Origin of the sequence: Vibrio sp. Vb0598 (genome assembly GCF_033338935.1) — a bacterium.
Taxonomy (GTDB): domain Bacteria; phylum Pseudomonadota; class Gammaproteobacteria; order Enterobacterales; family Vibrionaceae; genus Vibrio; species Vibrio alginolyticus.
On record NZ_JAWOTP010000005.1, the window covers coordinates 152,869 to 164,950 of the forward strand.

13 protein-coding genes are annotated in these 12,082 nt (G+C 45.3%); 9 read left to right on the top strand and 4 right to left on the bottom strand.

Annotated elements, in window-relative coordinates; all coding sequences use genetic code 11:
- Positions 1-141: 141 nt before the first annotated feature.
- The 8 genes from cobT (at position 142) to btuD (ending at position 8,207) form a co-directional block, all read left to right on the top strand.
- Positions 142-1,185, top strand: coding sequence for a nicotinate-nucleotide--dimethylbenzimidazole phosphoribosyltransferase (gene cobT, locus R7Q38_RS07625; RefSeq protein WP_021707632.1), 1,044 nt, complete (start codon positions 142-144; stop codon positions 1,183-1,185).
- 29 nt (positions 1,186-1,214) lie between these two features.
- Positions 1,215-1,991: an adenosylcobinamide-GDP ribazoletransferase gene (locus R7Q38_RS07630; protein WP_053350436.1), complete on the top strand. Its 777-nt coding sequence runs from the start codon at positions 1,215-1,217 to the stop codon at positions 1,989-1,991.
- Positions 1,988-2,521 carry a bifunctional adenosylcobinamide kinase/adenosylcobinamide-phosphate guanylyltransferase gene (gene cobU, locus R7Q38_RS07635; protein WP_025766771.1) on the top strand — a complete coding sequence of 178 codons (534 nt, stop codon included), beginning with the start codon at positions 1,988-1,990 and terminating at the stop codon, positions 2,519-2,521. Before R7Q38_RS07630 ends, cobU begins: the two co-directional genes overlap by 4 nt.
- A gap of 11 nt (positions 2,522-2,532) precedes the next feature.
- On the top strand, positions 2,533-3,147 hold the full coding sequence (gene cobC, locus R7Q38_RS07640; RefSeq protein ID WP_225491444.1) for an alpha-ribazole phosphatase: 615 nt from the start codon (positions 2,533-2,535) through the stop codon (positions 3,145-3,147).
- A 128-nt stretch (positions 3,148-3,275) separates the two neighbouring features.
- Positions 3,276-5,072, top strand: coding sequence for a M3 family oligoendopeptidase (locus R7Q38_RS07645; protein WP_138939952.1), 1,797 nt, complete (start codon positions 3,276-3,278; stop codon positions 5,070-5,072).
- A gap of 274 nt (positions 5,073-5,346) precedes the next feature.
- Entirely contained in the window at positions 5,347-6,375 is a 1,029-nt protein-coding gene (locus R7Q38_RS07650; RefSeq protein ID WP_005377878.1) for a succinylglutamate desuccinylase, read from the top strand.
- A gap of 82 nt (positions 6,376-6,457) precedes the next feature.
- Positions 6,458-7,453 (top strand): vitamin B12 ABC transporter permease BtuC, encoded by a 996-nt coding sequence (gene btuC, locus R7Q38_RS07655; RefSeq protein ID WP_005377877.1) that lies wholly within the window; start codon positions 6,458-6,460, stop codon positions 7,451-7,453.
- Positions 7,440-8,207, top strand: coding sequence for a vitamin B12 ABC transporter ATP-binding protein BtuD (gene btuD / locus R7Q38_RS07660; RefSeq protein ID WP_017820884.1), 768 nt, complete (start codon positions 7,440-7,442; stop codon positions 8,205-8,207). The genes btuC and btuD overlap by 14 nt, the downstream gene beginning before the upstream one ends.
- 69 nt (positions 8,208-8,276) lie before the next feature.
- On the opposite strand, the gene R7Q38_RS07665 is transcribed toward btuD, so the two are convergent.
- The 3 genes from R7Q38_RS07665 to R7Q38_RS07675 form a co-directional block, all read right to left on the bottom strand.
- Positions 8,277-8,852, bottom strand: coding sequence for a nucleoside triphosphate pyrophosphohydrolase family protein (locus R7Q38_RS07665; protein ID WP_005377875.1), 576 nt, complete (start codon positions 8,850-8,852; stop codon positions 8,277-8,279).
- Between the two features lie 109 nt (positions 8,853-8,961).
- Positions 8,962-9,534, bottom strand: a complete 573-nt coding sequence (locus R7Q38_RS07670) for a DUF1415 domain-containing protein (RefSeq protein WP_053306933.1) — start codon at positions 9,532-9,534, stop codon at positions 8,962-8,964.
- Positions 9,535-9,623: 89 nt separating this feature from the next.
- Entirely contained in the window at positions 9,624-10,847 is a 1,224-nt protein-coding gene (locus R7Q38_RS07675) for an MFS transporter (RefSeq protein ID WP_053306932.1), read from the bottom strand.
- Between the two features lie 106 nt (positions 10,848-10,953).
- Between R7Q38_RS07675 and R7Q38_RS07680 the strand changes: the two genes are divergently transcribed.
- Entirely contained in the window at positions 10,954-11,823 is an 870-nt protein-coding gene (locus R7Q38_RS07680; protein WP_137281907.1) for a LysR family transcriptional regulator, read from the top strand.
- A gap of 27 nt (positions 11,824-11,850) precedes the next feature.
- Here the strand turns inward: R7Q38_RS07680 and R7Q38_RS07685 are convergent, their stop codons facing one another.
- A complete protein-coding gene (locus R7Q38_RS07685; protein ID WP_005377871.1) occupies positions 11,851-12,081 on the bottom strand; it encodes a glutaredoxin family protein in 231 nt (76 codons plus the stop codon).
- Position 12,082 lies beyond the last annotated feature (1 nt).

Genomic DNA, 12,082 nt, shown 5'->3' on the forward strand with positions numbered 1-12,082 from the left:
TATCCTGAGATAAACTTGATTAGCGCTGCCCCAATTGGATGCAAGTGTATACAATAGTGGGCGCGCAAAAACTGTCGCTGAACAAGACCTCTTGAACAACAGAACACCTCTCACCCAGACAACATCAAAGGAACGTAAAAAATGGATGACTCTTTTGCTGCGGAGATACAAGCACGCATAGATAACAAAACCAAACCCGTCGGTTCTTTAGGCTTATTGGAAAAGGTGGCACTGCAGTTAGCTCTTATTCAAAGTCAGGATAAACCTCAGCCAGTTGATTCCATCGCTATCTGCAAACCGAGCATGCTGGTATTTGCTGGAGATCACGGCGTTGCAGAGGAGGGTGTGAGCATTGCGCCAAGCGAAGTCACTCAACAAATGGTGGCTAACTTTCTCGCTGGCGGCGCAGCCATCAACTGTTTTTGCGACATTAATGGCATTCAACTCAAAGTAATAGATTGCGGCATGTTGGCTCCTATTGATGTGCTGGTTCCAGAATTTAAATCCCATCCCAACTTGGTTGAACAACGGTTGGGTAACGGTACGGCTAATTTTTCTAAACAATCAGCGATGTCCCCAGAACAAGTGGCGTTAGGTTTAGAATATGGTGCGAAGATTGCTGAGCAAACCATTTTGCATGGTTCAAACCTCTTGATGTTCGGTGAGATGGGCATCGGTAATACCAGTTCGGCCTCAGCACTGTTATCGGCACTGAGCTCATTAGATATTGATTATTGTGTTGGCGTTGGCACCGGAATCAATCAACAGCAGTTGAGCCGCAAATATAAACTGGTAGCACAGGGGGTAAACCGATGTCGAGGTCTTGATACCAAAGCGATTCTCGCACAGGTTGGGGGCTTTGAAATCGTACAGATAGTGGGCGCTTTTTTAGAAGCCAAGCGGCTTAAAACTCCAGTTTTAGTGGATGGGTTTATCGTATCGGTAGCGGCTTATATTGCGACGTTGTTAGACGAAGAAACGCGTGAATACATGTTGTTTGCCCATCGCTCTGAAGAAAATGGACATAAATTTGTATTGGAACATCTAAAAGCAGAACCTCTGCTCGACCTTGGTTTACGGCTAGGGGAGGGAACAGGAGCCGCTCTTGCCTTGCCTCTGTTAAAAGCTGCTGCCCAGTTTTACAACAAAATGGCGAGCTTCGAGAGTGCAGGAGTTACAGTTTAGTGTCAGTCCCTGATAATTCTGAGAAAGTCATGCCGTCATCGTTAAGATACCAGTGGGAGTTATTTCTATTAGCTACCAGTTTTTTTAGCCGCTTACCCGTGCCCCAAGCGTTGCCTTACAGTGAAGAACGCATGAATCAGGCAGGCCGTTACTTTGCGTTAGTTGGTCTCGTGCTTGGAGCACTTTGCGCTTTGGTATTCTCGCTCACCTCAATTTTTTTCCCAGAGTCGGTTGCCATAGTATTAACGATGGTGTTTAGCTTATTGTTAACTGGGGCTTTTCACGAAGACGGCTTGACCGATATGGCGGATGGCATTGGCGGTGGCATGACCGTAGAGCGACGCCTCTCTATTATGAAAGACAGTCGTATTGGCACTTATGGTGCCGCCACTCTCATTATGGCGTTATTGGCTAAGTATGTTTTTTGGAGTGAACTGGCTAACTTGCCGCACTTTTGGTTGGTCATTGTCGTCGCTTACACCGCAAGCCGAGCACTAGCAGCGACGCTTATTTATGACATGCCTTATGTCAGTGACAGTGATACGTCGAAAAGTAAACCGCTAGCAAGTCGCCAGTCTTCTCTAGAAGTCTCCATTTTGTTGTTTACTGGTGGCATAACATTGCTTGTGCTTGGTATCGCGGATGCGATCTTGATATCGCTTGTTCTCGTGGTATTTCGTTTGATGTTCAAACGTTGGTTAACCAAGAGAATTGGCGGCTTTACGGGGGATTGCCTTGGCGCAGCGCAACAGTTGTCGGAACTGCTTATTTATCTCACTATGATTGGGTTGTATCACTCCTCATGAAGCAATTGATACTCGGTGGCGCGCGCTCTGGGAAGTCGCATTTGGCAGAAAAAACAGCTAAGCAATTATCGGTCGCTTCTCATCGATCATTACACTATGTTGCAACCGCGCTGCCATTTGACCAAGAAATGCGAGAGCGAATAGCGCATCATCAAAAGCAACGCGGGGGCGAGTGGCAAGAGCATGAATGCCCCCTTCATTTATCTGAGTTACTGACAAATTTCGCTACCACCGATGTTGTATTGGTCGATTGTTTAACCTTGTGGCTCAACAATTGGATATTTGAGTTAGGTGATGAATGTTCCCATGAGAAGCTAGAAGCAGAAATTGAAAAGCTTATAAAGATGGTACGTGGCTCAGATGCGACGTTAATATTCGTCTCTAACGAGGTTGGAATGGGCATTGTACCTTTGGGGGCGGTTAGTCGTTATTTTGTGGATAATGCAGGACGGATGAATCAAAAACTAGCCAGTGTTTGCCATCGCGTTACCTTTGTTGCTGCTGGTTTGCCGTTGGTTCTTAAAGAGTAGGATGGAACAAAATGAAAACACTCAATATCTATCTTGTGCGTCATGGAAAAGTAGACGCTCCACCAGGACTCCATGGCCAAACAGATGTAAAAGTTACGCCTGCTGATCAAGAGAGTATTGCTCGGGCTTGGGCTGAGAGTGGACGAGGTGTGGGTGGAATAATTTCTTCTCCACTTTCACGCTGTCAAGAACTGGCAAACATCATTGCTGAACAGCAATTATTACCAGTAATGACGGATGAATCTTTACAAGAGATGGCATTTGGTGATTTTGATGGTATGCCTTTTGATCTGCTCACTGAGCAGTGGAAAAAGCTAGATGCTTTTTGGCAATCGCCAGCACAACATACGTTGCCGAATGCTGAGAGCTTAAGCACATTTTCTGAGCGCATATGTCGCGTTTGGTCTCAAATCATCAACGATATCAATGACAATCTCCTTATCGTCACGCATGGTGGCGTCATTCGTATGATTCTTGCTCATGTATTGGAGTTAGATTGGCGTAACCCAAAGTGGTATTCGACGTTGTCGATAGGAAACGCTTCTGTCACGCATATAACAATTACTATAGATGAGCAAATTTACGCCTCGGTGCGTTCGATTGGCGTACCTCTTTTAACTCGTTAATTTATAAATATTAAAATGCCCAGAACGATATTGCTTACGGGCATAGTCACGGAAGATGTCAGTGGAAGCCCATCTGCTAGGTGCAGGAAGCGAAAATTGACTCAGTTACATAAAAAGGAAATATAGAAATGACAACGCCGAGTTGGGATTTGTCCATCGTTTATAACGACCTTTCTGACCCACGAATTCAAGACGATATTGCTCTTGTGGAACAATGTATTGATCTTTTGAATAAACAATCAGCAGATTGTGGCAACGTAGAGATCATGCAAAATGCGATTTTAACCAATGAAGCCGCGAGTCGTTTAGCGGGCACAGTTGCAAATTTTGCGAGTTGTTATGCTTCTGTTGATGCAACAAACGCCGAAGCGAAATCGTTACTTGGTAAAATGACCCGCATCTTTTCGGAGCTTTCCCAAGCGTTCAGTCCCTTTGATTTGACATTAACTCATGCCGACGAAGAGTTTATCTTGCGCGTGTTAGACCATGAGAATCCTGATATCAGTGGGCAAGCTTTTTCTATCTTGAATTCTAGAAAGTTGGCGGATACTCGTCTTAGCAACGCAGAAGAACAGTTACTGGCTGCGATGAGTGTGGATGGCAAATCGGCTTGGGGTAACCTATACGATAACCTGACTGGCTCATTGAAAGTGAAGCTTGAGTACACAGATGGTAATAGTGAAGAGCTTGGGTTTTCTCAAGCGGCAAGCATTCTTTATGGTTCTGAATTCGAGCGTCAAGAAGCCGCGTGGCGAGGCGTACAAGATGCAATGCAAACGCACCAAGAATCATTCGCTGCGATTTTGAATGCGTTAGCAGGATGGCGCTTAACTGAAAACAAAAAGCGTTCTACGAAGCGTGAAGTTCACTTCCTAGAGCCGAGTTTGCATGGTAGCCGAATCCAAGCTGAAACTTTAAATGCGATGATGACAGTCGCCAAAGACAGTCGAGCTATTGGTCAGAAAGCAGGTTTATTGATGGCGCAAGTACATGGTCTGGATGAGATGAAACCTTGGAATCATCTGGCGGCTATGCCTGCTTTGAGCGGTGAAGCGAAGGTTTACGACTTTGATGAAGCGATTGATGTTATTTGTGAAGCATTTGAAACAGTAAACCCTGAGATGTCGGAGTTTGTCCGTTTGATGGTACAAAATGGTTGGATTGATGCCGCGCCAAATGCTAACAAGCGTCTTGGCGCATACTGCACCAAACTGCCAGCAACGCGAACACCACTTGTGTTTATGACTTGGAGTGGCAGCCGTTCAGACCTTATGACTCTGGCACATGAACTTGGCCATGCGTTCCATAACTGGGTTATTCGTGATTTGCCACTTTGCCAAACTTACTACCCAATGACGTTAGCAGAAACCGCCTCTATCTTTGCAGAAAACATCGTTCGTGATCATTTGATTTCGAAAGCTGAGAGCGTTGATGAAAAGCTCGAGATGTTGTGGGAAGAGTTGTCATCTGCGCTAGCTTTAATGATCAACATTCCGGTTCGCTACGAGTTTGAAAAATCGTTTTATGAACGCCGCCAGGATGGAGAGTTAACCGCAGATGATTTCTGTGAGTTGATGTCAGAAACTTGGAAAGAATGGTATGGCGACGTAATGAGCGAACCGGATCCGTACTTCTGGGCAAGCAAGCTGCACTTTTCTATTGATAGCGTGAGCTTTTATAACTACCCATACCTATTTGGCTTCTTGTTTAGCAAGGGTATCTATGCACAGCGAGAAACCAAAGGCGAAGCGTTTTACACCGATTACATCAATTTGCTGCGCGATACAGGCTGCATGATGGCGGAAGATGTCGTCGAAAAGCATCTGTCTATGGATTTAACCCAGCCAACGTTTTGGCAGCAGAGTGTTGAGCTAGTGCGTGAAAAAGTCGATGAGTTTGAGCGTTTGCTCGCACAGCGCGGCTAAGTTTTTCGCAGTGTTGATGCATAATCTGCTTTATAGCTACAAAAATTTGATCAAATCATAATGATCTTAATCAGGGCTGTGGTAAAGTTCACAGCCCTAACACTTTGTAATTGTTTGAAAATTAAACGCCTCAATGCTTGATTTGAGTGCCTGGCGCGAAAAGGCATCGGATTTTCGAGGGAAATAGTGATTTCTACTCATAAGTGAGATCGCAGCAACAAAAATCCTTTGTACAATTTATTAACATATCCGCCGTGCTATTAAGGAGTAACGCATGACGAAGTCTCTCTTTCGCCAATCGTTTTTAACTGACACGTTAGATGTTCATATTGATGTTGCACCAGCGGAGCAGGTGCTTTCTAACGGTGTAAAACTTAAACTCTATCAGCGTGGTGTATTAGAAGTAATCCCTGCGAATTATACTCAGGATACGAAGAACATCATCATCTCTTGTGGGGTTCACGGAGATGAAACCGCACCGATGGAGCTGGTGGATTCCATTATTCAAGACATAGAATCTGGGTTCCAGACGGTCGATACCCGTTGTCTGTTCATTATTGCTCACCCAGAATCCACTCTGGCGCACACGCGATTCCTTGAAGAAAACCTCAACCGTCTGTTTGACGAAAAAGAACACAAACAGACAAAAGAGCTTGTTATCGCCGATACGCTTAAGCTGCTTGTTCGAGATTTTTATCAGGATACCGACCCGACAACACGCTGGCACCTTGATTTACACTGCGCGATTAGAGGCTCGAAGCACTATACGTTTGCAGTAAGTCCTAAGACTCGTCATCCTGTGCGCAGCAAGGCATTGATCGATTTCTTGGACAGTGCACACATTGAAGCTGTGCTCCTGTCAAACTCACCATCGAGTACGTTTAGCTGGTACAGTGCCGAGAACTTTGGTGCGCAGGCTCTCACGATGGAGCTTGGACGCGTGGCTCGTATTGGTGAAAATGACCTCGATAAACTGACCGCGTTTGATTTGTCTTTACGTAATTTGATTGCGGAAACGAAGCCAGAACACCTACCAAAACCATGCATTAAGTATCGCGTAAGTCGCACAATCGTTCGTTTGAACGAAGACTTTGACTTTATGTTCGACGACAATGTTGAAAACTTCACCTCATTTGTTCACGGCGAAGTGTTTGGTCATGATGGCGACAAACCATTAATGGCGAAGAATGAAAACGAAGCGATTGTCTTCCCGAATCGCCACGTCGCAATAGGTCAACGCGCAGCTCTGATGGTTTGTGAAGTGAAAACCCGTTTTGAAGAGGGTGAGTTGGTTTACGATTAATCCAACATTGCTTTGAGAAGTTAATTGCAATTTACCGAGGCTTAACTGTAAGGTTAAGCCTCGTTTGTTTTTATCGGTCGCTATGGATTTTCAACAACTTATCCTGAACAAGGAACGACGCTGGCAACGTAACCTGATGGTTATGTCGATCGTCCTCGCTGTACTCTCTGCCATTCACTTGATGGTCGGAGAAATTTTCCTTTCTCCTTTTCAATCCTTATCTGCATTTGAACAGAAGCTATTGGTGGACTTGCGTTTACCGAGGTTAGTGTCCGCGGCAATTATTGGTGCTGCGTTAGCGGTATCTGGCGCGACGTTACAAGTGTTGCTTGGGAACGTGTTGGCTGAACCTGGCGTGCTCGGTATATCTGGTGGTGCAAGCTTAGCAATGGTCTTAATCATGTTCGCGTCACCTGTTCTTCCTACCCCGATTGTTTTTATGTTGGCAGCGATTGCAGGCTCGATGGTCTTCACGTTTGTTTTGGTGGCGATAGCAAGGGCAATGCACCTGACGACGGCTCGATTGCTTTTGGTTGGGGTCGCATTGGGTATTTTATCGAGCGCGATTGTGACGTGGGCTTTTTACTTTAGTGATGATCTTAGCTTACGCCAACTGATGTATTGGTTAATGGGCAGTATTGGCGGTGCGAGTTGGTATCAACATACCGTTACCTTGGTGATGTTACCGGTGCTCATCTGGTTATGTTGTAAAGGCAAATCGCTTGATAGATTGATGCTGGGTGAGATTCATGCGACCCAATTGGGTGTCGATGTGCATCAAATGCGTTGGAAACTGATCCTCGCCATTTCTGTTTTGGTGGGTAGTTCAGTCGCTTTGGGTGGCATCATCAGTTTTGTTGGTTTGGTGGTGCCGCACTTGTTGCGTTTGGCTTTTGGTACGGAAAACCGTTATTTATTGCCACTTTCTGCAATATCTGGTGCTGCGTTGCTTGTATTTGCTGACATCGGCGCAAGACTGTTATTGGACTCCGCAGAGTTACCTTTAGGTGTCATGACAACATCGATTGGCGCACCTATTTTCATCTGGATGCTGGTGAAGAGTCATGATGCACGTTAAACATATGTCGGTTGGTAGTCGATTATTGCCTCTTTCTTTTGAATGCAAAGCTGGCGAAATCGTACATATCGTTGGGCCTAATGGTTCCGGTAAGAGTACTTTATTGGCTGCGATTTCTGGTACGTTAAGTCACCGAGACGGTATGAGTGGTGAAGTGTACGTTGGCAACAAAAACTTGCTTACTTTACCGTTGTCAGAGCAAGCTCATGTTCGAGGTTATTTGTGTCAGCAATCGCGCCCAGCGTTTAATGTTGATGTGTTTCAGTATCTCGCTTTATCTCTGCCAAGTGGTGCTGAGATTGCGGATATCAAAGTGCGTGATGCCGTCAATATGGTGGTGGAGCTGGTACAACTGCAAGATAAGCTTCATCGCAGTATTCAAACATTATCCGGTGGTGAGTGGCAGCGTGTCCGATTAGCAGGTGTATGTTTGCAGGTGTGGCGTACCATTAATCCTTTTTCGCAGTTTTTAATTTTGGATGAGCCAGCAGCACCGTTAGATATTGCGCAAGAGGGTCTGCTCTATCAATTGATTAACGCTATGGCGGCGCAGGGAATTGGAGTATTGGTTGCTAATCACGATCTCAATCGCACATTAAAGCACGCAGATAAAGTATTGCTGCTTAACAACGGTGTGCTGCACTCATCAGGAAGTGCCGATACTGTGCTAACGGAAGAAGCGCTCGGGGAAGTGTTCAATACTCAAGTCAAAAAGGTCATCGTAGATGAGCAACCTTATTTAATCTTTGATTAGTATTTAGGGACAATAAAAAAACGACCTACTTGAGGTCGTTTTTTTAATCGAGAAAGCCAAACTCAACGCTTACTGAGTTAGCGGTTTTAGATCTGCTGGGCGGTAGTAAACAGATTTGAGTACTTTGCCTTTACGAATGGTTTTACCTTCCGATACGAAATCTTCGGCGCATTTCGCGATGATGTATTCACCTTTCTGCACCGCCATCAACTTGATGCCTTGTTCCGCGTAGAATGCTTCTGTTTCTGAGTACTCTTGCTCGTTACGGCATACTTTGCTCATGTTGCTTGAATGTACTTCATCCCAGCAAGGAATAAACTCGATACCACGGTTTACCGCAACGTTTAATAGAAGATCGATTAAGTAGCTGATCGCCAGGTTGTCTTCTACTTTGCTGTGGCCAAGATGAACGAGACGGCCCATTAATACATACACGCTGTCTACGATGGCATCTGCTTGCTCAGTTTTACAATCTGCTTCTGCTAGCTCTGTTAGCTCTTCGATCGCCAAAGAGGTGTGTAGTGTGTCTGCTTGCGTATCAAGGCTTGCAGCGTCTGCGACTGGTAAGTCGAACGTACTACGGAACTCGGTGATATCACGGTATAAGTGATCAAAAATCTCTTGGGTTAGCTTTGACAGTTGCATTCTAATTTCCATTGAATCGATTGAAGCGGCAATGATACCAAACCGCACTTTGAACCCCAAGGGCATTGCATCTAACTGGTGATAAATCTGCCTTTGGGAATGGTGGTGCTTAACGAAATAGGTAAGGGAACAGCTTTTTACGTTCTTCCTCTGAAAGGGAGGAAACACGAGCGATGTTTGTATCGGGAATGGATTCAGGATCAGGATAGTGTTTTAGTACCTTTTCCATACTCTCTTCGCGAATCAAATGGAAGATTGGGTAAGGAGAACGATTGGTCAGGTTTTCGTCGTCTTCAGGCCTTGCGCCGCCAAAACAGTAATCCGGATGGAAAGTCGCTACTTGGAAAATGCCTTCCCAGTTTTGCTGCTTAATTAATCCTTCAACCCAATCGATACAAAAGTTGTAGTCCCAGAAATCTTGTAGCATGTTGGGAACCACAACCAACGTGGTCTCAAGTTGTTCGGGCTCTGTGTTACTCAGCTCAATCAGTTGCAATAAAATATCTTCAAGAAGCGCTTCTTCTTGAGTCGCTTCACTAACAAAGATTTTGATTTGTTTATTACGTTGCGGTTTGGCAGCAAACGGACAAAGGTTGAGTCCGATTACCACATCGTTGAGCCATTGATCGACCTGTTGAGTGATCGCTTCGATATCTGTGTTTTGTGTTGAACGCGTTGACATACGACTTTCTGGTTTTTATTAAAGTAGCCCAAGCATAGCAGAGTTGGTTATCTAAGTAACCAGAGAGGTATTACGCAAATGAGCGTACCTTAGCTACTCTTTAAACTCGCCGCGTCAGGTGTTTGGTCAGTGTGCTTTCTTTCGGCAATGTGTTTCAGATACGCAATTGCAGCAAACATTGCTAGGTAGACTGCGCTTCCCCCCATAAGAACACTCGACCAACCACCATGTTGCCAACAATAAAGAAGTAAGAATCCTCCCAAACTACCGCCTACATAGTAGTGTACTAAGTAGAGCGCTGTCGCGGTGGCTTTGGCGCGAGTGGCATTCTGACCGACCCAACCGTAGGCGAGGGTATGAGTAAAGAAGGCACCAAAACTTATCAGCAACAATCCAACTAGCATTGCAGTCAAGCTTTCAACCGCCGCAATCCACATCCCCGTCATGCTCACTATCGCGCCTAAGAACATACCGAGGATTGATGAATAACGTTTACTCCAGTGGCCTGCGCAACGAGAGGAGAAAGTCCCTCCCAAGTAACAAATAAATATCAGTGAGGCCAACCCGACGGGCACATTGTGAGGTTCACTCACCAGACGGAAACCCATGACGGAGTATAGGTTGACGAACAAAGCAAAGTTAAGTCCTCCTATCAGCATCGCGAACCACACGCGTTGGTTTTTAAAATGACCAATAAGCGCACGATTTTGATGGCGTAAGCTGTTTGATGACGGAGTGAAGTTGCGCTGTGTTGGCAATAAATAGTGAACGCCAATGACACCAAGAAGAGTGAACACCATCATAACTTCAATGGCGACATCAACACTGAAATTGTCCGCCAATAAGCCGCCGCTAATACGCCCTGCAATACCGCCTAATGAGTTAGCCGCAATGTACGTTCCAATTGCCATCGAGAAAGCGTGCTTGTCGAGCTCTTCTGCCATGTAAGCCACGGCGACCGCAGCAAAAGCTGCGAGCGCGACACCGATCAGTGCTCGACATACCACCAAAAACAGAAATGAGTCACCAAACAGCATCAAAGCGGAAAGGGTAGGAATCGAAAACAGACCAGCCATCATGACTGGCTTTCTTCCCACTGATTCTGACAACACAGCCATTGGAACGAGGCTAAAAGAGAGAGCGAGTGTTGAGGCCGCAAATAACCAGTTCACTTGCGTTTCTGAGATCGTGAAAATTTGAGCAAAAGTGGGCAGCATTGGCTGTAGTAGGTATAAATTTGAAAAAACCAAGAAGGAACCAAGCGCTAGCGAGAGCGTAATGCGTTTGTATTCCGGTGTGCCAAAACTGACCATGAATCCTGCCTAATGTGAGCAAATGGAGAGACTGTGATCAATCTATCAGTTCGTTATAAATTAAAAAAATATATTAAAAATATGGACACCATATATTTTTGATCTAATGGAATCGAAACAACTTAAACATTTTCTGGCGGTCGCTGAACATGGAAATATTACCCATGCGGCGAAAGCCCTGCATATTGCCCAGCCCGCATTAAGCATTTCTATCAAAAAGTTTGAGCAGTCTTTGGGTGTTACCCTATTTCGCCGTGATGATAAAAAAATCAGCTTAACGAAAGAGGGCGAAACGCTACTTGTACATGCCAAGCGGGTGATTCAACAGTTGCACGACGCGCAGCTCGCGATTGATGAGTTGAAAGGTTTAGCGAAAGGCGAAGTAAGGCTCGGAACGCCATCAATGATGGGCAGTTATTTCTTTCCACGAATTGTGATGGCGTTTAAAAGCCAGTTCCCGGAGTTAAAATTGACCTTGGTCGAAGCTGGGACTCAATCGATTCGTCGTATGCTGCTCAATGGTCAACTCGATATCGGTGTGATCAGTTGTGATAACGTGCCTGATGACCTAGAAACTGACCATTTGTTTACTAGCCAAATGGTCGCAGTTGTTTCACCTGAGCATGAGTTAGCCCAGCGACACGCTCTTACTTTTGATGAGTTCTTTGAACACGATTTGGTTATGTTTCAGCATGGCTATTTTCACCGCGAATTTTTGGATCAGGTGAGTGAGGAGCATGGGTTTACCATGAAGTCATCATTCGAGACCAACTTACTGCCTTTGATTTTGAGTATTGTAAAACAAGAGTTTGCGATTACCGCGTTACTGGAATTGGTGACTCAACATGAGTCAGGCGTTGTTGGCGTGCCGTTTGAACCACCAGTGACGCTGGATCTGGCACTTGCTTGGCGCAAGCAGGGGTATTTATCAATAGCAGATCGAACGTTTATCGACTTTATCAAGCGCTACGTTTAAACGCAGCGCAGATTCATCGTCCGAGCACTAGTCGCCTTTGTACATCTTCTCGAAGTTCTTTGGGTTCCAGCCAATCATTACCCGATCACCAATTTTTAAAACTGGCACTGAACGAGCACCAAGCGCATCAAGTTCTTTGCGACCGCGTTGCATCTTAGCATTGCACAAACGATAGTTAATATTTTTCGAATCCAGATAACGTTGAGCATCTTTGCAGTGAGGGCATTTGTCTTTGACGTAAAGGACGACACGTTTCATT

Excerpts from the sequence above, each read along its gene's own strand:
- R7Q38_RS07685 (WP_005377871.1), bottom strand. The coding sequence starts at position 12,081 with ATGAAACGTGTCGTCCTTTACGTCAAAGACAAATGCCCTCACTGCAAA.
- cobC (WP_225491444.1), top strand. The coding sequence starts at position 2,533 with ATGAAAACACTCAATATCTATCTTGTGCGTCATGGAAAAGTAGACGCT.
- R7Q38_RS07645 (WP_138939952.1), top strand. The coding sequence starts at position 3,276 with ATGACAACGCCGAGTTGGGATTTGTCCATCGTTTATAACGACCTTTCT.
- cobT (WP_021707632.1), top strand. The coding sequence starts at position 142 with ATGGATGACTCTTTTGCTGCGGAGATACAAGCACGCATAGATAACAAA.
- R7Q38_RS07630 (WP_053350436.1), top strand. The coding sequence starts at position 1,215 with ATGCCGTCATCGTTAAGATACCAGTGGGAGTTATTTCTATTAGCTACC.
- R7Q38_RS07650 (WP_005377878.1), top strand. The coding sequence starts at position 5,347 with ATGACGAAGTCTCTCTTTCGCCAATCGTTTTTAACTGACACGTTAGAT.
- btuC (WP_005377877.1), top strand. The coding sequence starts at position 6,458 with ATGGATTTTCAACAACTTATCCTGAACAAGGAACGACGCTGGCAACGT.
- R7Q38_RS07670 (WP_053306933.1), bottom strand. The coding sequence starts at position 9,534 with ATGTCAACGCGTTCAACACAAAACACAGATATCGAAGCGATCACTCAA.
- R7Q38_RS07675 (WP_053306932.1), bottom strand. The coding sequence starts at position 10,847 with ATGGTCAGTTTTGGCACACCGGAATACAAACGCATTACGCTCTCGCTA.
- R7Q38_RS07665 (WP_005377875.1), bottom strand. The coding sequence starts at position 8,852 with ATGCAACTGTCAAAGCTAACCCAAGAGATTTTTGATCACTTATACCGT.
- R7Q38_RS07680 (WP_137281907.1), top strand. The coding sequence starts at position 10,954 with ATGGAATCGAAACAACTTAAACATTTTCTGGCGGTCGCTGAACATGGA.
- cobU (WP_025766771.1), top strand. The coding sequence starts at position 1,988 with ATGAAGCAATTGATACTCGGTGGCGCGCGCTCTGGGAAGTCGCATTTG.
- btuD (WP_017820884.1), top strand. The coding sequence starts at position 7,440 with ATGATGCACGTTAAACATATGTCGGTTGGTAGTCGATTATTGCCTCTT.